Source organism: Enterobacter cloacae complex sp. IR53030, from assembly GCF_049238365.1.
Taxonomy (GTDB): domain Bacteria; phylum Pseudomonadota; class Gammaproteobacteria; order Enterobacterales; family Enterobacteriaceae; genus Enterobacter; species Enterobacter kobei.
The window spans coordinates 64,893-86,597 of sequence record NZ_JBMKHA010000001.1 but is presented as its reverse complement, the minus strand read 5'-3'; the positions used below and the strand labels follow the sequence as shown (position 1 = coordinate 86,597).

The following is a 21,705-nucleotide window of genomic DNA, read 5'->3' as shown; positions in this document are numbered from 1 at the left end:
AGAGAACCCTTAACAAACGCCATGAGCGACGACAATTCACACAGTAGCGACACGACAAACACTAAAAAGGGATTTTTCTCCCTCATTCTGAACCAGCTTTTCCACGGCGAACCCAAGAACCGTGATGAACTGCTGGAGCTGATTCGTGATTCCGGGCAAAACGACCTTATCGACGAAGATACGCGCGAAATGCTCGAAGGGGTGATGGACATTGCTGACCAGCGTGTTCGCGATATCATGATCCCCCGCTCGCAGATGATCACCCTGAAACGTAACCAGACCCTGGACGAGTGCCTCGATGTGATCATCGAATCCGCCCACTCGCGTTTCCCGGTCATCAGCGAAGATAAAGATCACATCGAAGGGATTTTGATGGCGAAAGATCTGCTGCCGTTTATGCGCAGCGATGCCGAAGCCTTCAGCATGGAAAAAGTGTTACGCCAGGCCGTGGTTGTGCCGGAAAGTAAACGTGTGGACCGGATGCTGAAAGAGTTTCGCTCTCAGCGTTACCACATGGCGATTGTTATTGATGAATTTGGCGGCGTTTCCGGACTGGTCACGATCGAGGATATTCTTGAGCTGATCGTGGGTGAAATCGAAGATGAGTATGACGAAGAGGAAGATATCGACTTCCGTCAGCTCAGCCGCCACACCTGGACCGTGCGCGCGCTGGCCTCGATTGAGGACTTCAACGACGCTTTCGGCACTCACTTCAGTGATGAAGAGGTCGATACCATTGGCGGGCTGGTGATGCAGGCCTTTGGCCACCTTCCGGCGCGCGGTGAAACCGTTGACATCGACGGTTACCAGTTCAAAGTGGCAATGGCCGACAGCCGCCGTATTATACAGGTTCATGTCAGAACGCCGGACGACTCACCGGTGCCAAAACTGGAAGATTAATGTAAATGGCATTTGCCCCATTACTTGAACGCCAGCGCGTCCGTTTGCTGCTGGCGCTGTTACTCGGAGCCAGCGGTACGCTGGCTTTTTCTCCTTACGATATCTGGCCTGCGGCTATTCTCTCCCTGATGGGGCTCCAGGGTCTGACCCTGAACCGGCGTCCGGTACAGGCTGCCGCCATCGGTTACTTCTGGGGACTGGGGCTCTTTGGCTCCGGCATTAACTGGGTCTACGTCAGCATCGCCCAGTTTGGCGGTATGCCGGGCCCGGTTAACGTCTTCCTGGTCGTCCTGCTCGCGGCATATCTCTCACTGTATACTGGTCTGTTCGCAGGGATCCTTTCCCGCCTGTGGCCTAAAACCACCTGGCTGCGCGTCGCCATTGCCGCGCCGGTGGTCTGGCAAATCACCGAATTCCTGCGCGGTTGGATACTGACCGGCTTCCCGTGGCTGCAGTTCGGCTACAGCCAGATTGATGGCCCGCTGAATGGCCTGGCCCCGGTCATGGGCGTTGAGGCAATCAACTTCCTGCTAATGGTGGTCAGCGGCCTGCTGATCCTGGCGCTGGTCACGCGTTGCTGGAAACCGCTGGCCGTGGCGCTGGTGCTGTTTGCCCTGCCCTTCCCGCTGCGGTATATCCAGTGGTTCACGCCTGAGCCTGAGCGCACCATGCAGGTTTCTATGGTGCAGGGAAATATCCCGCAATCTATGAAGTGGGATGAAAAAGAGCTGCTGAACACGCTGAAGATCTACGCCAACGCCACCGAAGAGGTGATGGGTAAATCGCAGCTGATCATCTGGCCGGAATCCGCCATTCCCGATCTGGAGATCAATCAGCAGCCGTTCCTGAACATGATGAACGACTTGCTGCTGGCTCGCGGCAGCACGCTGATTACCGGGATTGTCGATGCGCGTCTGAATCAGCAGAACCGTTATGACACCTACAACACCATCATTACGCTCGGCAAAGACAGCGAATACAGCTACAACTCCACGGATCGGTACAACAAGAACCACCTGGTGCCGTTTGGTGAATTTGTTCCGCTGGAGTCAATTCTGCGCCCGCTGGCGCCGTTCTTTGATCTGCCGATGTCCTCCTTCAGCCGTGGCCCGTACGTACAGCCCCAGCTGCATGCGCACGGCCTTGCCCTGACGGCGGCCATCTGCTACGAAATCATTCTCGGCGAGCAGGTTCGCGATAACTTCCGCCCGGATACCGACTACCTGCTGACCATCTCCAACGATGCGTGGTTCGGTAAATCTATCGGCCCGTGGCAGCATTTCCAGATGGCGCGTATGCGTTCTCTGGAGCTGGCTCGCCCATTGCTGCGCAGCACCAACAACGGCATCACCGCCGTGATTGGTCCACAGGGTGAAATCCAGGCCATGATCCCGCAGTTTACCCGTGAGGTGTTGACCACAAAAGTCACACCAACCACCGGCCTGACGCCGTATGCCCGCACCGGCAACTGGCCGCTGTGGATCCTGACCGCGCTGTTCGGTTTCGGTGCCGTGCTGATGAGCCTGCGTCAGCGTCGTCGCTAATCTTACCTTCTGTTGCCGGGTGGCGCTAACGCTTACCCGGCCTACATTTTGACTCCCGTAGCTCGGGTAAGGCGTAGCCGCCACCCGACAAATTCCTTCCAGTGCCAAATCTGGCACGCCTGTTGCTTTGTATATTCACGCAAACGCAGTTTGGCTTAACGTGCAACCTTGTCGCACCAGCGTAGATCATCGGTAGCACCGAAACGGTGCAACGGGAGATATTTGCCTCTGAATGGTGCGGCGCGCTTCGCAAAAATAAACAATAACGCAGCAAAATCTTTACATTAAGCCAGACTAAATGTTAACAAGCTTGCATAACACTGCACTCGCATCGCGCGAGATATAACAACATCACAATGGGTATCAATGCGTCACTGGCGCTGATAAGAAAGGAGTTGGGTATGCAATTACGTAAACTGGCCACAGCAATGCTGGTTATGGGAATGTCTGCCGGCGTGGTTCACGCTGAAGATGCTCCGGCAGCAGGCAGTACTCTCGACAAGATTGCCAAAAACGGCGTCATCGTGGTCGGCCACCGTGAATCTTCCGTCCCGTTCTCTTACTACGACAACACGCAAAAAGTCGTGGGCTATTCACAGGATTACTCCAACGCCATCGTTGAAGCTGTGAAGAAAAAGCTGAACAAACCTGACCTGCAGGTGAAGCTGATCCCAATCACTTCACAGAACCGTATTCCACTGCTGCAAAACGGCACCTTTGATTTTGAGTGTGGCTCTACCACCAATAACCTCGAGCGTCAGAAACAGGCCGCTTTCTCTGACACCATCTTCGTCGTGGGCACCCGTCTGCTGACGAAGAAAGGCGGTGATATCAAAGATTTTGCTGACCTGAAAGGCAAAGCGGTCGTCGTAACGTCCGGTACCACCTCAGAAGTGCTGCTGCACAAGCTGAACGACGAGAAGAAAATGGATATGCGCATCATCAGCGCGAAAGACCATGGCGACTCCTTCCGCACCCTGGAAAGTGGCCGTGCCGTCGCGTTTATGATGGATGACGCCCTGCTGGCGGGTGAGCGTGCGAAAGCGAAGAAACCAGACAACTGGGATATCGTCGGCACCGCGCAGTCAAAAGAAGCTTACGGCTGCATGCTGCGTAAAGACGATCCGCAGTTCAAGAAGCTGATCGATGACACTATCGCCCAGGTACAAACTTCCGGCGAAGCGGAAAAATGGTTCGACAAATGGTTCAAGAACCCGATTCCACCAAAAAATCTCAACATGAACTTTGAACTGTCTGATGACATGAAAGCGCTGTTCAAATCTCCAAATGACAAGGCTCTTAACTAATTAGAACAACAGGGGCGGGATCTCCTGCCCTCTCGATTGTCGGGAAGCATGGACAGACTATACGTTGAGTGGTCGTTCCCCACTCAGCGCGAAAAATGAGCTTCTCACCAATCTTCGAGGGTAGCGCTGCTACCCTTTTTTTTCTGGAGTTTATTATGTCAATAGACTGGAACTGGGGCATATTCCTGCAACAAGCCCCGTTCGGCAACACCACCTATCTTGGCTGGCTGTGGAGCGGCTTCCAGGTCACCGTGGCACTATCGATAACAGCGTGGATTATCGCGTTTCTTGTCGGTTCGCTGTTCGGTATTCTGCGCACCGTCCCTAACCGTTTTCTTTCAACACTGGGCACGCTCTATGTGGAACTGTTCCGTAACGTTCCGCTCATCGTGCAATTCTTTACCTGGTATCTGGTTATCCCGGAACTGCTGCCGGAAAATATTGGCATGTGGTTCAAGTCGGAGCTGGATCCAAATGTGCAGTTCTTTGTCTCCTCCATGATGTGTCTGGGGCTGTTTACCGCTGCGCGCGTTTGTGAGCAGGTGCGTGCCGCCATTCAGTCATTACCCCGCGGACAAAAAAATGCGGGTCTGGCGATGGGTCTGACCCTGCCGCAAACCTACCGCTACGTGCTGCTGCCTAATGCCTACCGCGTTATCGTGCCACCGATGACCTCGGAGATGATGAACCTGGTGAAAAACTCGGCCATCGCCTCCACTATCGGCCTGGTCGATATGGCGGCCCAGGCGGGCAAGCTGCTGGATTACTCCGCTCACGCGTGGGAATCCTTCACCGCGATCACGCTCGCGTATGTTCTGATTAACGCTTTCATCATGCTGGTGATGAACCTGGTTGAACGCAAAGTACGCCTGCCGGGCAATCTGGGGGGCAAATAATGTACGAATTTGACTGGAGTTCTATCGTTCCTTCCTTACCTTACCTGCTGGATGGCCTGGTGATTACCTTAAAAATCACCGTTATTGCCATCATCATTGGTATCGTCTGGGGCACCCTGCTGGCGGTGATGCGCCTGTCGAGCTTTAAGCCACTCGCCTGGTTTGCGACCGCCTACGTTAACGTTTTCCGCTCCATCCCGCTGGTGATGGTGCTGCTGTGGTTTTACCTGATTGTTCCGGGCTTCTTACAGAACGTGCTGGGACTGTCGCCGAAAACCGATATCCGCCTGATCTCGGCGATGGTGGCGTTCTCAATGTTTGAGGCCGCTTACTACTCAGAGATTATCCGCGCGGGCATTCAGAGCATCTCCCGCGGGCAATCCAGCGCCGCGCTGGCGCTGGGGATGACGCACTGGCAGTCCATGCAGCTGATTATTCTGCCGCAGGCGTTTCGCGCCATGGTTCCGCTCCTGTTGACCCAGGGCATTGTGCTGTTCCAGGATACCTCGCTGGTGTATGTCCTGAGTCTGGCAGACTTCTTCCGTACCGCGTCAACCATCGGTGAACGTGATGGTACGCAGGTCGAGATGGTGCTCTTCGCGGGCGCGGTCTATTTTGTGATTAGTTTAAGCGCGTCGCTGTTGGTCAGCTGGCTGAAGAAAAGGACGGTATAATGATTTCCCTGAAAAATGTTTCTAAATGGTATGGGCACTTTCAGGTGCTGACCGACTGCTCCACGGAAGTGAAAAAAGGCGACGTGGTGGTGGTGTGCGGCCCGTCCGGTTCCGGTAAGTCCACGCTGATCAAAACCGTTAATGGTCTGGAACCTGTGCAGCAGGGCGAAATTGTTGTTAACGGCACCAAAGTGAACGACAAAAAAACCAACCTTGCCCAGCTTCGCTCTCACGTTGGCATGGTGTTCCAGCACTTTGAGCTGTTCCCTCACCTCTCTATCATCGAGAACCTGACGCTGGCGCAGGTGAAAGTGCTTAAGCGCGATAAAAAAGCATCGCGTGAGAAAGGCCTTAAGCTTCTGGAGCGCGTTGGGCTTTCTGCACATGCCGATAAGTTCCCGGCGCAGCTTTCGGGTGGTCAGCAGCAGCGTGTCGCGATCGCACGCGCGCTGTGTATGGATCCGGTGGCAATGCTGTTTGATGAACCGACGTCGGCGCTCGATCCAGAGATGATCAACGAAGTGCTCGACGTTATGGTCGAGCTGGCGCACGAAGGGATGACCATGATGGTGGTGACGCACGAAATGGGCTTCGCCCGTAAAGTGGCCAACCGCGTCATCTTTATGGACGAAGGGAAGATCGTGGAAGACTCGCCGAAAGAAGAGTTCTTCGCGAACCCGAAATCCGAACGTGCAAAAGATTTCCTCGCCAAAATCCTGCATTAATCTTCTCAGTGCGCAATCTGCGGATTGCGCACTGCCTCACGCTTTCGCGCTCTTGTTCTCGTCGGCGTCACATTGCAGCGTTAACCTTGTCACAAAATAACGCTACGTATGGAGAACGCTATGGCACAGCCTATTATTCTCGATTGCGATCCGGGTCATGATGACGCCATTGCTCTCGTCCTCGCTCTTGCCTCCCCTGAACTGGACGTAAAAGCGGTTACCGCATCCGCCGGAAATCAGACGCCGGATAAAACCTTGCGCAACGTGCTGCGCATGCTGACCCTGCTCAAACGCACCGATATTCCTGTCGCCGGCGGCGCCGTGAAACCGCTGATGCGCGAGCTGATCATTGCGGATAACGTTCATGGCGAAAGTGGACTGGACGGCCCTGAACTGCCGGAACCGGGCTTCGCGCCACAAGGCTGCACCGCCGTTGAGTTGATGGCGAAGGTGCTGCGCGAAAGTGCAGAGCCCGTGACGCTGGTGGCTACAGGTCCGCAGACGAACGTGGCCTTGCTGCTTAACAGCCATCCAGAACTGCACGGTAAAATCGCCCGGATCGTCATCATGGGCGGCGCAATGGGGCTCGGAAACTGGACGCCTGCCGCGGAGTTCAATATCTATGTTGACCCTGAAGCCGCAGAGATCGTTTTCCAGTCCGGTCTGCCGATTGTGATGGCGGGGCTGGATGTGACGCATCGGGCCCAAATTATGGCAGACGATATTGAACGCTTCCGCTCTGTGGGTAATCCGGTGGCAACGACTGTGGCAGAACTGCTCAACTTCTTTATGGAGTACCACAAAGCCGAGAAATGGGGCTTCCATGGCGCACCGCTGCATGACCCGTGCACGATTGCCTGGCTGTTGAAACCTGAGATGTTTACCACGGTTGACCGCTGGGTTGGTGTGGAAACGCAGGGGAAATATACCCAGGGAATGACGGTGGTGGATTACTACTCGCTGACGGGGAACGAGCCGAATACTGCGGTGATGGTGGATATCGACCGGGAAGCGTTTGTAGATTTGCTGGCGGAAAGGCTGGCTTACTATAGTGCGGCCTGATGCCCTCACCCCAACCCTCTCCCACGGGGAGAGGGAGCAAACACTAAAAACGGCAACAGGGTTGCCGTTTTGCTTTTACCTAGGGCTCAAACGGCCGGCGCTGGAACTGGTCGTGACCGCATTTCGGGCACAAGGGCAGCACCTCCGGCGTATACACCGCGATGTGGTGATGACATTTCTCACACACCAGATTTCCCAACCCTACCACTTCGCCGCTGTGGTACACACCGTGATGGTTCAAATCCTGAAACACCTCGCGCCACTCAAGCTGCGTTTTATCGGTGATATCCGCCAGCTCCTGCCACAGGCTCTCTTTGATCACCCGCATAAACACGCTGTCCGAGACCTCTTCCTGGCTCTCCTGATAGCTACGCGCAAACTCTTCCAGGTCACGACGTACCGCACGCGTCACCTCTTCCACTTCGGTTCGCGTTAACTCACCCGTTTGCGTCACGCGGGCACGCGCCTGTTCGACCAGCGCATCAATATCACGCTCGCCGTTACGCAGCCGCTCCGTCAGTGTCGCCACCAGCTCGCGGTAAAATTGAGCAACCTTGTTCATCATTTTGCCTCCCGGGTAAGTAACTAACTCTAATAATAGACCTTATTTCACCGCCGCTTTGTCAGGTGAAGCACAGACCCGGTAAATTCCTGCAAAGTGCTTTTGTGCGAAAGGCTGTTTTGACGCGGACGTTTGGGCTATGCTATGCGGATCTGAATTACCACATCCATTGGCTACATTTGTAGCTGTATTAAAAACAGGACCACTGGCTGCCATGCAAGAGCAATACCGCCCGGAAGAGATAGAATCAAAAGTCCAGCAACACTGGGACGAGAAGCGCACCTTTGAAGTAACCGAAGACGAGAGCAAAGAGAAGTATTACTGCCTGTCGATGCTTCCCTATCCTTCTGGTCGACTACACATGGGCCACGTGCGTAACTACACCATTGGTGATGTGATCGCCCGTTACCAGCGTATGCTGGGCAAAAACGTGCTGCAGCCTATCGGCTGGGATGCGTTCGGCCTGCCGGCAGAAGGCGCAGCAGTAAAAAACAATACGGCACCGGCACCATGGACGTACGACAACATCGCGTACATGAAAAACCAGCTCAAAATGCTGGGCTTCGGCTATGACTGGAGCCGCGAGCTGGCGACCTGCACCCCGGAATATTACCGCTGGGAGCAGAAATTCTTCACTGAGCTGTACAAAAAAGGCCTGGTGTACAAGAAGACGTCTGCGGTTAACTGGTGCCCGAATGACCAGACCGTTCTGGCAAACGAGCAGGTTATCGACGGCTGCTGCTGGCGCTGTGACACCAAAGTTGAGCGTAAAGAGATCCCGCAGTGGTTTATCAAAATCACCGCTTACGCTGACGAACTGCTGAACGATCTGGATAAACTGGATCACTGGCCTGACACCGTTAAGACCATGCAGCGCAACTGGATCGGCCGTTCTGAAGGTGTGGAAATTACCTTCAACGTTGAGAACTACGACCAAACGCTGACCGTCTACACCACCCGTCCGGACACCTTCATGGGAGCGACCTATCTGGCCGTGGCCGCAGGTCACCCGCTGGCGCAGAAAGCGGCAGAGAACAATCCGGAACTGGCAACTTTCATCGACGAATGCCGCAACACCAAAGTGGCTGAAGCCGACATGGCGACGATGGAGAAAAAAGGCGTTGATACCGGCTTTAAAGCGATTCACCCGCTGACGGGTGAAGCTATTCCTGTCTGGGCGGCGAACTTTGTGCTGATGGAATACGGCACCGGTGCGGTGATGGCCGTTCCGGGACACGATCAGCGCGACTATGAGTTTGCCACCAAATATGGCCTGACCATTAAGCCGGTTATCCTGGCCGCAGACGGTTCTGAACCCGACCTGTCTGAGCAGGCATTGACCGAAAAAGGCACCCTGTTCAACTCCGGCGAATTTAGCGGACTGAGCTTCGAAGAGGGCTTCAATGCCATCGCTGACAAGCTGGCCTCGCTGGGCGTAGGTGAGCGTAAAGTCAACTTCCGTCTGCGCGACTGGGGCGTTTCCCGTCAGCGTTACTGGGGCGCGCCAATTCCAATGGTGACCCTTGAAGACGGCACCGTGATGCCGACGCCAGAAGATCAACTGCCGGTGATCCTGCCGGAAGATGTGGTCATGGACGGCATCACCAGCCCGATCAAAGCCGATCCTGAGTGGGCGAAAACCACCGTTAACGGCCAGCCTGCGCTGCGTGAAACCGACACCTTTGACACCTTTATGGAGTCTTCCTGGTATTACGCACGCTACACCTGTCCTCAGTATCAGGAAGGCATGCTGGATTCTGACGCGGCCAACTACTGGCTGCCGGTAGACATCTACATCGGTGGCATCGAACACGCCATCATGCACCTGCTCTACTTCCGCTTCTTCCATAAGCTGATGCGCGATGCTGGCATGGTGAATTCTGACGAACCAGCCAAACAGCTGCTGTGTCAGGGCATGGTGCTGGCTGATGCCTTCTACTACGTTGGCGCGAACGGCGAGCGTAACTGGGTGTCTCCGGTGGACGCGATCGTAGAGCGCGACGAGAAAGGCCGTATCGTGAAGGCGACAGACGCTGAAGGTCATGAGCTGGTTTATACCGGCATGAGCAAGATGTCCAAGTCGAAAAACAACGGTATCGACCCGCAGGTGATGGTTGAGCGTTACGGTGCAGATACCGTGCGTCTGTTCATGATATTTGCCTCTCCGGCTGACATGACGCTGGAGTGGCAGGAATCCGGTGTTGAAGGCGCGAACCGCTTCCTGAAACGCGTCTGGAAACTGGTTTACGAACATACCGCACAGGGTGATGCTCCGGCGCTGAACGCTGCTGCCCTGACGGAAGATCAGCAGGCGCTGCGTCGTGATGTTCATAAAACAATTGCAAAAGTCACCGATGATATTGGTCGTCGTCAGACCTTCAATACCGCAATTGCGGCTATTATGGAACTGATGAACAAGCTGGCGAAAGCCCCGCAGGATGGCGAGCAGGATCGTGCCTTAATGCGTGAAGCGCTGCTGGCCGTCGTTCGCATGCTGAACCCGTTCACGCCACACGTCAGCTTTACTCTGTGGCAGGAACTGAAAGGCGAAGGCGATATCGACAACGCGCCGTGGCCGGTTGCGGACGAAGCAGCAATGGTGGAAAACACCACGCTGGTGGTAGTCCAGGTCAACGGCAAAGTGCGCGGTAAAATTACCGTGGCGGTCGACGCAACCGAAGAACAGGTTCGCGAGCGTGCAGGCCAGGAACCTCTGGTCGCGAAATATCTTGAGGGCGTTACCGTACGTAAAGTGATCTACGTACCCGGTAAACTGCTCAATCTGGTCGTTGGCTAAGCGCGGGAGGAAACGTGCGACAACTGGCAACAATACTCTTATCACTGGCGGTGCTTGTCACCGCTGGCTGTGGCTGGCACCTGCGCAATACCACGGCAGTGCCTGCTGAGATGAAAACGATGATTTTCGACTCATCAGATCCGAATGGCCCATTCAGCCGGGCGGTTCGTAACCAGCTGCGCCTGAACGGTGTCGAACTCATTGAGAAAGACACGCTGCGCCAGGATGTACCGTCTCTCCGCGTTCTGGGGACGACCCTGAGCAAAGATACAGCGTCTATCTTCCAGGATGGCCGTACCGCAGAGTATCAGATGGTAATGACTGTTAACGCAGCCGTGCTGATCCCGGGTAAAGACATCTATCCGATCAGCACAAAAGTGTACCGTTCGTTCTTTGATAACCCGCAAACGGCGCTGGCGAAAGATGCCGAACAGCAGATTATCATCAACGAAATGTACGACAAGGCAGCGGAACAGCTGATCCGTAAACTGCCAGGTATTGCCGCGTCGACAAAAGAAGGCTCTGACATTATTGAAAAACCGGATGCCAGTACGCCCCCGGTTTCTACCTCTATGGGTAACTGATGATCAGGCTGTATCCTGAACAACTCCGCGCGCAGCTCAATGAAGGGCTGCGCGCGGCGTATCTGCTGCTTGGAAACGATCCCTTACTGCTGCAGGAAAGCCTGGATGCCGTGCGACATACTGCAGGTGCTCAGGGCTTTGATGAACACCATACCGTCCAGGTGGATAACAATACCGACTGGGACGCCCTCTTCTCACTCTGTCAGGCGATGAGCCTTTTCGCGTCGCGTCAGACAATTCAGATCCTGCTGCCGGAAAACGGCCCTAACGCGGCCATCAATGAGCAGCTTGCCACTCTGGTGAGCCTGCTACACAGCGATCTGCTGTTAATTGTCCGCGGCAATAAGCTCACCAAAGCGCAGGAAAATGCCGCGTGGTTCACTCAACTGGCGACCCACGCGGTGCTGGTTACCTGTCAGACACCTGAGCAGGCGCATCTGCCAAAATGGGTGGCCGCAAGAGCAAAGCAGAACAACCTTCAGCTGGATGATGCGGCAAATCAACTGCTCTGCTACTGCTATGAGGGTAACCTCCTGGCGCTGGCACAGGCGCTGGACAGACTCTCCCTGCTCTGGCCGGATGGCAAACTGACACTCCCCCGCGTCGAGCAGGCCGTTAATGACGCCGCGCACTTCACGCCGTTCCACTGGGTGGATGCATTGCTGGCCGCGAAAAGTAAACGCGCCCTGCATATCCTTCAGCAGCTGCGCCTGGAAGGCAGCGAGCCCGTTATTCTGCTGCGTACGCTGCAGCGTGAACTGTTGCTGCTGATTACGCTCAAGCGACAGTCTGCCCATACGCCGCTGCGCGCGCTGTTTGATAAACACCGGGTATGGCAAAATCGCCGCGCAATGACCACCGAGGCCGTCAACCGCCTGAGCCATGAACAGCTTCGTCAGGCTGTCCAGCTTCTGATGCGCGCTGAGCTCACCTTAAAACAAGATTTCGGCCAGTCGGTCTGGGCGGAGCTGGAAAGCCTTTCCCTGCTGCTCTGCCACAAGGCGCTGGCTGACGTATTTATTGATGGATAGTATGCACTCTTTACAGGCCCTGTATGGCGGCACCTTTGACCCGGTACACTACGGGCATCTTAAGCCGGTGGAAATTCTGGCGAATTTGATCGGCCTGCAGCGCGTCACCATTATGCCCAATAACGTTCCGCCGCACCGCCCTCAGCCTGAGGCAACCAGCGAGCAGCGAAAAGAGATGCTAACGCTTGCCATTGCGGATAAACCGCTTTTCAGGCTTGATGAACGGGAATTGCGTCGCGACACCCCCTCGTGGACGTCGCAAACGCTGCAGGAGTGGCGAGCCGAGCAAGGGCCTGACCAGCCGCTGGCGTTTATCATTGGTCAGGATTCTCTGCTCAACTTTCCCACGTGGCACAAGTATGAAACCATTCTGGAGAACAGCCACCTGCTCGTTTGCCGCCGCCCAGGTTATCCGCTGACCATGCGTGAAGAGCAGTATCAGCAATGGCTTGAAGACCATCTTACCGATAACGTAGAGGATCTTCACAACCAGCCCGCCGGGAAGATTTATCTGGCGGAAACCCCGTGGTTCGATATCTCCGCCACCCTTATTCGTGAGCGTTTACAACACGGTTTAACGTGTGACGATCTGCTGCCTGCCCCGGTGCTGGCGTATATTCATACGCACGGGTTGTATCAGAAAAGCGCAGATGTTTAGTCAGGCGTCATAAAAAGCGGCTTATTGATTCTCCTGCCTTGACAGGTTAAGCCATACTGTTATCCTCCGCTGCCAGACTTTCCCGCCAGTCATTGCTTTACAGAAATTGTTTTACAAAAATGGCGATGCAATCTCTGGCAGAGGGTGGGATGATACCCGCCTTCAAAATCCCGGCCGGTGACATTTGTCCCGACAAGGGCGCCAGTTCAGGTATACTGTCTGGCTACAAATTCATAGTTGCACCATCTTATTCACCCAGGGGGAAAACTTGCAGGGTAAAGCACTCCAGGATTTTGTTATCGACAAAATTGATGACCTGAAAGGTCAGGACATCATCGCTATCGACGTTAAGGGTAAATCCAGTATCACCGACTGCATGATTATCTGCACCGGGACGTCTACGCGTCATGTTGTTTCGATTGCCGACCATGTGGTTCAGGAATCGCGTGCAGCAGGACTGTTACCGCTTGGCGTTGAAGGTGAAGCGACCGCTGACTGGGTGGTGGTTGACCTCGGCGATGTGATTGTCCATGTCATGCAGGAAGAGAGCCGTCGCCTGTATGAGCTGGAAAAACTCTGGGGTTAATGCGTGAAGTTGCAGCTGGTCGCCGTCGGCACCAAAATGCCGGACTGGGTACAAACCGGTTTTACTGAATATCTGCGTCGTTTTCCAAAAGACATGCCGTTCGAACTGGTGGAGATCCCTGCCGGGAAGCGCGGTAAGAACGCGGATATTAAACGTATTCTCGATAAAGAGGGCGAACTGATGCTGGCTGCCGCTGGCAAGAACCGCATCGTCACCCTCGATATCCCGGGTAAACCCTGGGATACGCCGCAGCTGGCGCACGAACTGGAGCGCTGGAAGCAGGATGGCCGTGACGTTAGTCTGCTGATTGGCGGACCTGAAGGGTTGTCCCCTGCCTGCAAAGCGGCAGCAGAACAAAGTTGGTCTCTCTCCGCGCTGACGCTGCCCCACCCGCTCGTTCGGGTCCTGGTGGCAGAAAGTCTGTATCGCGCGTGGAGCATTACTACCAACCACCCCTATCACCGCGAGTAATGACTGACCAGGGTAGATTAAGCAGCGGATGAAACTACAGAATTCTTTTCGCGACTATACGGCTGAGTCCGCGCTGTTTGTGCGCAGGGCACTGGTCGCCTTTACGGGGATTTTGCTGCTTACCGGCGTGCTGATCGCCAACCTTTATAATCTGCAAATCGTCCGCTTTACCGATTACCAGACGCGTTCAAACGAAAACCGCATCAAGCTGGTGCCTATCGCGCCCAGCCGCGGCATTATCTACGACCGTAACGGCACCCCTCTGGCGCTAAACCGCACCATCTATCAAATCGAGATGATGCCGGAAAAGGTCGATAATGTTCAGGACACGCTGGAGGCGCTAAGAAGCGTTGTCGATCTCAACGATGACGATATCGCAGCCTTCAAAAAAGAGCGCGCCCGTTCCCACCGATTTACCTCCATTCCGGTGAAAACCAATCTGACGGAAGTTCAGGTGGCCCGTTTTGCGGTGAACCAGTACCGCTTCCCCGGCGTGGAAGTGAAGGGTTACAAACGTCGCTACTATCCTTACGGCTCCGCGCTGACGCACGTTATTGGCTACGTTTCCAAGATTAACGACAAAGACGTTGACCGCCTTGATAAAGACGGCAAGCTGGCGAACTATGCCGCGACGCACGATATCGGCAAGCTCGGGATCGAACGCTACTACGAAGATGTCCTGCATGGGCAGACCGGCTATGAAGAGGTTGAGGTTAACAACCGTGGCCGCGTCATTCGACAGCTGAAAGAAGTTCCGCCTCAGGCGGGGCATGACGTCTATCTGACGCTCGACCTCAAACTGCAGCAGTATATTGAAACCCTGCTGGCGGGCAGTCGCGCCGCCGTCGTGGTCACCGATCCGCGTACCGGGGGAATTCTGGCTATGGTGTCCATGCCTAGCTATGACCCGAATCTCTTTGTTGACGGCATCTCCAGTAAAGACTATTCCGGCCTGCTGAATGATCCCAATACGCCGCTGGTCAACCGCGCCACGCAAGGCGTTTACCCGCCGGCATCTACGGTAAAACCGTATGTGGCGGTCTCGGCGCTGAGTGCGGGTGTCATCAACCGTAATACCAGCCTGTTTGACCCGGGCTGGTGGCAGCTACCCGGGTCTGAAAAACGCTATCGCGACTTGAAAAAATGGGGCCACGGCCATCTGAACGTGACCAAATCTCTGGAAGAGTCAGCGGATACCTTCTTCTATCAGGTCGCCTATGACATGGGGATTGACCGCCTGTCAGAATGGATGAGCAAGTTCGGCTACGGGCACTACACCGGCGTCGACCTTTCAGAGGAGCGATCCGGCAACATGCCGACGCGCGAGTGGAAGCTGAAGCGCTTTAAGAAGCCGTGGTATCAGGGTGATACCATTCCGGTGGGTATCGGCCAGGGCTACTGGACCGCAACGCCGATTCAGATGAACAAAGCGATGATGATCCTCATTAACGATGGCGTGGTCAAAGTCCCTCATCTGCTGCAAAGCACCGTTGAAGACGGCAAAAAGGTGCCGTGGGTACAGCCCCATGAAGCGCCCGTGGGTGACATTCATTCCGGCTTCTGGGAAATCGCGAAAGACGGTATGTACGGCGTAGCAAACCGTCCGAACGGTACCGCGCACAAATATTTCGCCGGAACGCCGTATAAAGTGGCTGCAAAATCCGGTACGGCGCAGGTCTTTGGCCTGAAAGCCAACGAAACCTACAACGCACACCGCATTGCTGAACGTCTGCGTGACCATAAGCTCATGACAGCATTTGCCCCTTACGATAACCCGCAGGTGGCGGTGGCGATGATTCTGGAAAACGGCGGCGCTGGCCCGGCGGTAGGGACCATCATGCGCCAAATCCTCGACCACATTATGCTGGGTGATAACAACACCGAACTGCCGGCTGAAAACCCGGCCGCCGCTGCGGCGGAGGACCAATAATCATGACGGATAATCCAAACAAAAAATCGTTGTGGGATAAAATCCACATCGACCCAGCCATGCTGCTGATCCTGCTGGCTCTGCTGGTTTACAGCGCCCTGGTTATCTGGAGCGCCAGTGGCCAGGACATCGGTATGATGGAACGCAAAATCGGCCAGATCGCGATGGGTCTGGTCATCATGGTGGTGATGGCGCAGATCCCACCGCGCGTCTATGAAGGCTGGGCGCCCTATCTCTATATCTTCTGTATTATTTTGCTGGTGGCAGTAGACGCGTTCGGCGCCATCTCAAAAGGGGCGCAGCGCTGGCTGGATTTGGGCGTTGTTCGTTTCCAGCCCTCGGAGATTGCCAAAATTGCCGTCCCCCTGATGGTGGCGCGCTTTATCAACCGTGATGTCTGTCCGCCGTCGCTGAAAAACACCGCGATCGCGCTGGTGCTGATCTTCCTGCCGACGCTGCTGGTTGCTGCGCAGCCTGACCTCGGCACCTCGATCCTTATCGCGCTCTCCGGTCTGTTTGTCCTTTTCCTGTCGGGCTTAAGCTGGCGTCTGATTGGTATCGCTGTGGTGCTGATTGCGGCGTTTATCCCTATCCTCTGGTTCTTCCTGATGCATGATTACCAGCGCCAGCGCGTTATGATGCTTCTCGACCCGGAAACTGACCCGCTCGGTGCGGGCTATCATATTATTCAGTCCAAGATTGCGATTGGCTCCGGCGGCCTGCGCGGTAAAGGCTGGCTGCACGGTACCCAGTCGCAGCTGGAATTTTTACCGGAACGTCACACCGACTTTATCTTTGCGGTGCTGGCTGAAGAGCTGGGGCTGGTTGGTATCCTGATTTTGCTCGCGCTCTACGTGCTGCTGATCATGCGAGGATTGTGGATTGCCGCCCGGGCGCAAACCACCTTCGGCCGCGTCATGGCAGGCGGATTGATGCTGATTTTATTCGTTTATGTCTTCGTAAATATTGGTATGGTGAGTGGTATTCTGCCGGTAGTAGGCGTACCGCTGCCGCTGGTCAGTTACGGAGGCTCGGCACTGATCGTGTTGATGGCCGGGTTTGGGATCGTGATGTCGATCCATACCCACAGAAAAATGTTGTCAAAAAGCGTTTAAAAATAAGGGGATCGGAATGCGTAAGCAGTGGCTGGGGATCTGCATCGCGGCAAGTTTACTTGCGGCCTGCACAAGTGATGATGGTCAGCAACAGGCAACCGTCGCGCCGCCGCAGCCTGTGGTGTGTAATGGTCCGATCGTTGAAATCAGTGGGGCCGATCCCGTTTATGAACCGCTGAATGCCAGCGCGAATCAGGATTACGAGCGCGACGGCAAAAGCTACAAAATCGTGCAGGACCCTTCCCGCTTCAGCCAGGCGGGCTTTGCTGCCATTTATGATGCAGAACCGGGCAGTAACCTCACGGCATCCGGTGAAACATTTGACCCCATGCAGCTCACTGCCGCGCACCCAACGCTGCCGATTCCAAGCTACGCGCGTATCACTAACCTGGCTAATGGTCGCATGATCGTCGTGCGTATTAATGACCGTGGTCCGTATGGTAATGACCGGGTGATTTCTCTGTCCCGCGCGTCTGCCGATCGCCTGAACACGTCGAACAACACCAAAGTTCGCATTGACCCGATTATCGTGGCGCAGGATGGCTCGCTGTCCGGGCCGGGTACCGCCTGTACGACGGTGGCGAAGCAGACCTATGCTCTGCCAGACCGCCCAAATCTTGACGGCGGAATGGGCAGCGTCTCTTCTCCGGCAGAGCCTTCTCAGCCGGCGGGAGAAATACGTCCAATCAGCAATGATACGCTGCAAAGCGATGATTCCACTGGCGCACCGGTAAAAAGTAGCGGCTTTTTAGGCGCACCGACGACCTTAGCGACGGGCGTGCTGGAAGGCAGTGAGCCGACGCCAGCCCCGGTTGCGGCTCCGGTGACGCAGCCAGCGCCGGTAACAGCGCCAGCGACCACGCAAAGCGCGGCAGCCGCTGCGCCAGCAGCAGCCAGCGGCGGCTTTGTCGTTCAGGTGGGGGCAGTGAGCGATCAGGCCCGAGCCCAGCAGTATCAACAGCGTCTAAGCCAGCAGTTTGGCGTACCTGGACGCGTTGAGCAGAACGGCGCGGTCTGGCGTATTCAGATGGGGCCTTTTGCCAGTAAATCGCAGGCAGCGTCTCTGCAACAGCGTTTGCAGAGCGAAGCACAACTGCAGTCCTTCGTCACTGTTGCAAAATAATTAATCGGCGGTATCCGAAATGTCAGTTTGTGTAAAACGCATTCACAAACTCATGCTTAAAGTCGGATGCCTGCCTGAATAGCATTTGCTATAGTAAGGCACTTTTTTTAATTCCATCACGGATGTCGTAGTTCTGACCATGAAGACCACTTTTTCTGCTCGTTTTGTGCAGCGCATGGCGCTGACCACGGCCCTTTGCGCAGCAGCACTCTCTGCTGCTCATGCCGATGACCTGAATATCAAGACCATGATCCCTGGCGTTCCGCAAATCGACGCGGAATCCTACATCCTGATCGATTACAACTCTGGCAAAGTTCTGGCAGAACAGAACGCCGATGCCCGCCGTGACCCGGCCAGCCTGACCAAAATGATGACCAGCTATGTTATCGGCCAGGCCATGAAAGCCGGTAAATTCAAAGAAACGGATCTGGTCACCATTGGTAACGATGCGTGGGCAACCGGGAACCCTGTGTTCAAAGGTTCTTCTCTGATGTTCCTGAAGCCCGGTATGCAGGTTCCAGTTTCCCAGTTAATCCGGGGTATTAACCTGCAGTCAGGTAATGATGCCTGCGTAGCAATGGCTGATTTCGCCGCCGGTAGCCAGGATGCCTTCGTCGGTCTGATGAACAGCTACGTCACCGCGCTGGGTCTGAAAAACAGCCATTTCCAGACCGTACACGGCCTGGATGCAGACGGTCAGTACAGCTCCGCACGTGATATGGCACTGATTGGTCAAGCCCTGATCCGCGACGTACCGAACGAATACTCCATCTATAAAGAGAAAGAGTTTACCTTCAACGGTATTCGTCAGACCAACCGTAACGGCCTGCTGTGGGATAACAGCCTGAACGTTGACGGTATCAAAACAGGTCATACCGATAAAGCCGGTTACAACCTGGTGGCCTCTGCCACTGAAGGCCAGATGCGTCTGATCTCTGCCGTGATGGGCGGTCGTACCTTTAAAGGTCGTGAAACCGAAAGCAAGAAACTGCTGACCTGGGGCTTCCGTTTCTTCGAAACCGTGAATCCGCTGAAAGCAGGCAAAGAGTTCGCGTCTGAGCCAGTGTGGTTCGGCGACAATGACCGTGCTTCCCTCGGCGTGGATAAAGATCTGTACCTGACCATTCCTCGCGGTCGTATGAAGGATCTGAAGGCCAGCTACGTCCTGAACAGCACCGAACTGCATGCCCCGCTGCAGAAAAATCAGGTCGTGGGTACCATCAACTTCCAGCTGGATGGCAAGACTATCGATCAGCGTCCGCTGGTTGTTCTGCAGGAAATTCCTGAAGGCAATTTCTTCGGCAAAATCATTGATTACATTAAATTGATGTTCCATCACTGGTTTGGCTAAAAATCGAACACTTGAAAGTGTGATTTTGATCCCCATATACTAAGTATCCTGATAACTCCCACCTGACGTGGGAGTTATTCTTTTTGACGTTACGCCGGAGCTGACATGAAAACCAAACTTAACGAACTGCTTGAATTCCCTACCCCATTTACCTACAAAGTAATGGGTCTGGCGAAACCTGAGCTGGTTGATCAGGTGGTTGAAGTGGTACAGCGCCATGCGCCCGGTGATTACTCTCCGTCAGTAAAACCAAGCAGCAAGGGCAACTACCACTCGGTTTCTATTACTATCACCGCGACCCATATCGAACAGGTTGAGACGCTCTACGAAGAACTCGGCAATATCGAAATTGTGCGTATGGTGCTGTAGTCCCTTTGCGGTTACCCGGCTTACCGGGTAACCCTCTCCCCCGCTGTGATATACTCCCCCTCATCGTTGGTTTCTCGTCTTCGGAGACGCTGTTTTGTATCAGGATAAAATTCTGGTCCGTCATCTCGGGCTGCAACCTTATGAGCCTGTCTCCCAGGCTATGCATGACTTCACCGATTCACGCGATGACACGACCCCTGATGAAATTTGGCTGGTTGAACACCTGCCGGTATTTACCCAGGGTCAGGCCGGTAAAGCGGAACATTTATTAATGACGGGCGATATCCCGGTGATCCAGAGCGATCGGGGTGGACAAGTAACTTATCACGGCCCGGGCCAGCAGGTGATGTACGTCCTGCTTAATCTGAAGCGCAGAAAGCTTGGCGTGCGTGAGCTGGTGACGTTGCTGGAACAAACCGTCGTCAACACGCTGGCGGAATATGGTATTGACGCGCATCCGCGGGCTGATGCACCAGGCGTCTATGTTGGCGAAATGAAGATCTGCTCGCTGGGGCTACGTATTCGTAAAGGCTGTTCCTTCCATGGTCTGGCGTTGAATATTAATATGGATCTGACGCCTTTCCAGCGCATAAATCCCTGCGGCTACGCCGGTATGGAAATGACGCAGATGCGCCAGTGGGTAGATACCGCCACGCCAGATAATATACGCCCTGTTCTTCTGAAGAATGTGTTAGCGCTACTTAACAATCCACCGCATGAATATATCCCTGCTTAATATATCATACAGGGGAGCCCGTTAATTTGACGGGCAACTATTTATTTACCGCTTTTACGCTTTACAATAATCCGCAGATTCTATATTTTCGAAGCGCCCGAATATTGCCGTTACATATTATTTAGCCTCCGGACAGCACGGCATACACAGGCTAAGTAACGTGAGTGATAATCACACAACTGTTTGTTTTTGATAAACAAGTGAAACAAAACCAACACTTTACGAATCTCTACAAGCATAATAAATAAATTCAACTATCATTCATGTTGTGAATGTATACGGAGTGAAAGCGTGGAGTCTACTAATTTACCAGCCAAACGACTGAATGAACCCGGTGGCGAAGACAAGCCACAAATTTTTCGGACTTTACGTAATATTGATCTCAATTTACTGACTATTTTTGAGGCAGTATATGTCCATAAGGGTATCGTTAACGCTGCGAAAATTCTTAATCTCACGCCATCGGCAATAAGTCAGTCGATTCAAAAGCTACGCGCTATATTTCCTGACCCGTTATTTATCCGTAAAGGCCAGGGCGTCACGCCGACGGCCTATGCGACCCACCTCCACGAATACATCAGCCAGGGGCTGGAGTCGATTCTGGGTGCGCTGGATTTAACCGGGAGCTATGACAAACAAAGAACGATCACCATCGGCTGCTCTCCTTCAGTGGGCGTGCTGGTCATGCCCGCCATCTACCAGGCCGTGAAAGAGCATGCTCCCCAGCTTCTGTTGCGCAATGTGCCACTCAACGAACCTGACGTTCAGCTTGCCCAGTTCCAGACGGATCTGGTTATTGAGAGCGGCAGCTTCAGCGCCAGAGCGCTGGGGCAAAACGTGCTTTATGCCGATAATCTGGTTTTGGTTTGCCGCCAGCAGCATCCCGCGCTCAGCGAGCCGTTAACCATTGAGAACCTGCGCAATTACGACCACTCGTCTTTCATGACCGAAGGGCAGTCCAACCATGGTCTGCGCCAGCGCATTGATGAAATTTTCCCGGAACGTCAGATCAGTTTCAGCAGTTACAATATGTTTACCACCGCCTCCCTGATTGGCAGCAGCGATATGCTGTGCATCATGCCTTCACGCCTGTATCACCTGCTGCGGAAATGCTGGTCGCTGGAGAGTATTCCACTCAGCCAGCTCAATGCGGAATCTATCGAGATTTCACTGCATTACAACAAACTCAGTTTGCGCGATCCGGTACTGGAAAACGTCATCCGCATTATCCGTCAGGCCTTCTGACAGCGAGTGTCAGCACAAGCCCCTGCCACAAGCAGGGCG

General features: G+C 54.4%; 21 protein-coding genes. 20 read left to right on the top strand and 1 reads right to left on the bottom strand.

What is annotated here, in order from left to right:
- The first annotated feature begins 21 nt into the window (after positions 1-21).
- The 7 genes from corC (at position 22) to rihA (ending at position 7,108) form a co-directional block, all read left to right on the top strand.
- Complete coding sequence (gene corC, locus ACOTXR_RS00430) at positions 22-900, top strand: CNNM family magnesium/cobalt transport protein CorC (RefSeq protein ID WP_014883006.1); 879 nt, start codon at positions 22-24, stop codon at positions 898-900.
- Between the two features lie 5 nt (positions 901-905).
- Positions 906-2,444: an apolipoprotein N-acyltransferase gene (gene lnt / locus ACOTXR_RS00425; protein WP_421766968.1), complete on the top strand. Its 1,539-nt coding sequence runs from the start codon at positions 906-908 to the stop codon at positions 2,442-2,444.
- Positions 2,445-2,845: 401 nt separating this feature from the next.
- Positions 2,846-3,751, top strand: a complete 906-nt coding sequence (locus tag ACOTXR_RS00420) for an amino acid ABC transporter substrate-binding protein (RefSeq protein ID WP_014883004.1) — start codon at positions 2,846-2,848, stop codon at positions 3,749-3,751.
- Positions 3,752-3,906: 155 nt separating this feature from the next.
- Entirely contained in the window at positions 3,907-4,647 is a 741-nt protein-coding gene (gltJ, locus tag ACOTXR_RS00415) for a glutamate/aspartate ABC transporter permease GltJ (protein ID WP_014883003.1), read from the top strand.
- Positions 4,647-5,321 (top strand): glutamate/aspartate ABC transporter permease GltK, encoded by a 675-nt coding sequence (gltK, locus tag ACOTXR_RS00410; protein ID WP_032637193.1) that lies wholly within the window; start codon positions 4,647-4,649, stop codon positions 5,319-5,321. Before gltJ ends, gltK begins: the two co-directional genes overlap by 1 nt.
- Positions 5,321-6,046, top strand: a complete 726-nt coding sequence (locus ACOTXR_RS00405) for an amino acid ABC transporter ATP-binding protein (protein ID WP_014883001.1) — start codon at positions 5,321-5,323, stop codon at positions 6,044-6,046. Before gltK ends, ACOTXR_RS00405 begins: the two co-directional genes overlap by 1 nt.
- A gap of 120 nt (positions 6,047-6,166) precedes the next feature.
- On the top strand, positions 6,167-7,108 hold the full coding sequence (rihA, locus tag ACOTXR_RS00400) for a pyrimidine-specific ribonucleoside hydrolase RihA (protein WP_058689806.1): 942 nt from the start codon (positions 6,167-6,169) through the stop codon (positions 7,106-7,108).
- A gap of 79 nt (positions 7,109-7,187) precedes the next feature.
- Here the strand turns inward: rihA and ACOTXR_RS00395 are convergent, their stop codons facing one another.
- Complete coding sequence (locus ACOTXR_RS00395; protein ID WP_014882999.1) at positions 7,188-7,670, bottom strand: zinc ribbon-containing protein; 483 nt, start codon at positions 7,668-7,670, stop codon at positions 7,188-7,190.
- A gap of 214 nt (positions 7,671-7,884) precedes the next feature.
- On the opposite strand from ACOTXR_RS00395, the gene leuS reads away from it, so the two are divergent.
- The 13 genes from leuS (at position 7,885) to ACOTXR_RS00330 (ending at position 21,666) form a co-directional block, all read left to right on the top strand.
- Entirely contained in the window at positions 7,885-10,467 is a 2,583-nt protein-coding gene (gene leuS, locus ACOTXR_RS00390; RefSeq protein WP_058689805.1) for a leucine--tRNA ligase, read from the top strand.
- A gap of 14 nt (positions 10,468-10,481) precedes the next feature.
- Complete coding sequence (lptE, locus tag ACOTXR_RS00385) at positions 10,482-11,051, top strand: LPS assembly lipoprotein LptE (protein ID WP_014882997.1); 570 nt, start codon at positions 10,482-10,484, stop codon at positions 11,049-11,051.
- Entirely contained in the window at positions 11,051-12,082 is a 1,032-nt protein-coding gene (gene holA, locus ACOTXR_RS00380; RefSeq protein WP_058689804.1) for a DNA polymerase III subunit delta, read from the top strand. The genes lptE and holA overlap by 1 nt, the downstream gene beginning before the upstream one ends.
- Positions 12,075-12,740, top strand: a complete 666-nt coding sequence (nadD, locus tag ACOTXR_RS00375) for a nicotinate-nucleotide adenylyltransferase (protein ID WP_041163044.1) — start codon at positions 12,075-12,077, stop codon at positions 12,738-12,740. Before holA ends, nadD begins: the two co-directional genes overlap by 8 nt.
- A 268-nt stretch (positions 12,741-13,008) precedes the next feature.
- Positions 13,009-13,326 carry a ribosome silencing factor gene (gene rsfS, locus ACOTXR_RS00370; RefSeq protein ID WP_003858696.1) on the top strand — a complete coding sequence of 106 codons (318 nt, stop codon included), beginning with the start codon at positions 13,009-13,011 and terminating at the stop codon, positions 13,324-13,326.
- A gap of 3 nt (positions 13,327-13,329) precedes the next feature.
- Complete coding sequence (gene rlmH, locus ACOTXR_RS00365; protein ID WP_003858701.1) at positions 13,330-13,797, top strand: 23S rRNA (pseudouridine(1915)-N(3))-methyltransferase RlmH; 468 nt, start codon at positions 13,330-13,332, stop codon at positions 13,795-13,797.
- 28 nt (positions 13,798-13,825) lie between these two features.
- The gene (mrdA, locus tag ACOTXR_RS00360) at positions 13,826-15,727 is read left to right on the top strand and encodes a peptidoglycan DD-transpeptidase MrdA (RefSeq protein ID WP_421766967.1); all 1,902 of its coding nucleotides are present in this window, start codon (positions 13,826-13,828) and stop codon (positions 15,725-15,727) included.
- 2 nt (positions 15,728-15,729) lie between these two features.
- On the top strand, positions 15,730-16,842 hold the full coding sequence (gene mrdB, locus ACOTXR_RS00355; protein WP_014882993.1) for a peptidoglycan glycosyltransferase MrdB: 1,113 nt from the start codon (positions 15,730-15,732) through the stop codon (positions 16,840-16,842).
- Positions 16,843-16,858: 16 nt separating this feature from the next.
- Positions 16,859-17,965, top strand: a complete 1,107-nt coding sequence (rlpA, locus tag ACOTXR_RS00350; RefSeq protein WP_058689803.1) for an endolytic peptidoglycan transglycosylase RlpA — start codon at positions 16,859-16,861, stop codon at positions 17,963-17,965.
- Positions 17,966-18,104: 139 nt separating this feature from the next.
- Positions 18,105-19,316: a D-alanyl-D-alanine carboxypeptidase DacA gene (gene dacA / locus ACOTXR_RS00345; RefSeq protein ID WP_014882991.1), complete on the top strand. Its 1,212-nt coding sequence runs from the start codon at positions 18,105-18,107 to the stop codon at positions 19,314-19,316.
- Positions 19,317-19,421: 105 nt separating this feature from the next.
- On the top strand, positions 19,422-19,685 hold the full coding sequence (ybeD, locus tag ACOTXR_RS00340) for a DUF493 family protein YbeD (RefSeq protein ID WP_003858718.1): 264 nt from the start codon (positions 19,422-19,424) through the stop codon (positions 19,683-19,685).
- A 94-nt stretch (positions 19,686-19,779) separates the two neighbouring features.
- Entirely contained in the window at positions 19,780-20,421 is a 642-nt protein-coding gene (gene lipB / locus ACOTXR_RS00335) for a lipoyl(octanoyl) transferase LipB (RefSeq protein ID WP_014882990.1), read from the top strand.
- A 291-nt stretch (positions 20,422-20,712) separates the two neighbouring features.
- Positions 20,713-21,666 (top strand): YbeF family transcriptional regulator, encoded by a 954-nt coding sequence (locus tag ACOTXR_RS00330; RefSeq protein ID WP_014882989.1) that lies wholly within the window; start codon positions 20,713-20,715, stop codon positions 21,664-21,666.
- Positions 21,667-21,705: the final 39 nt, after the last annotated feature.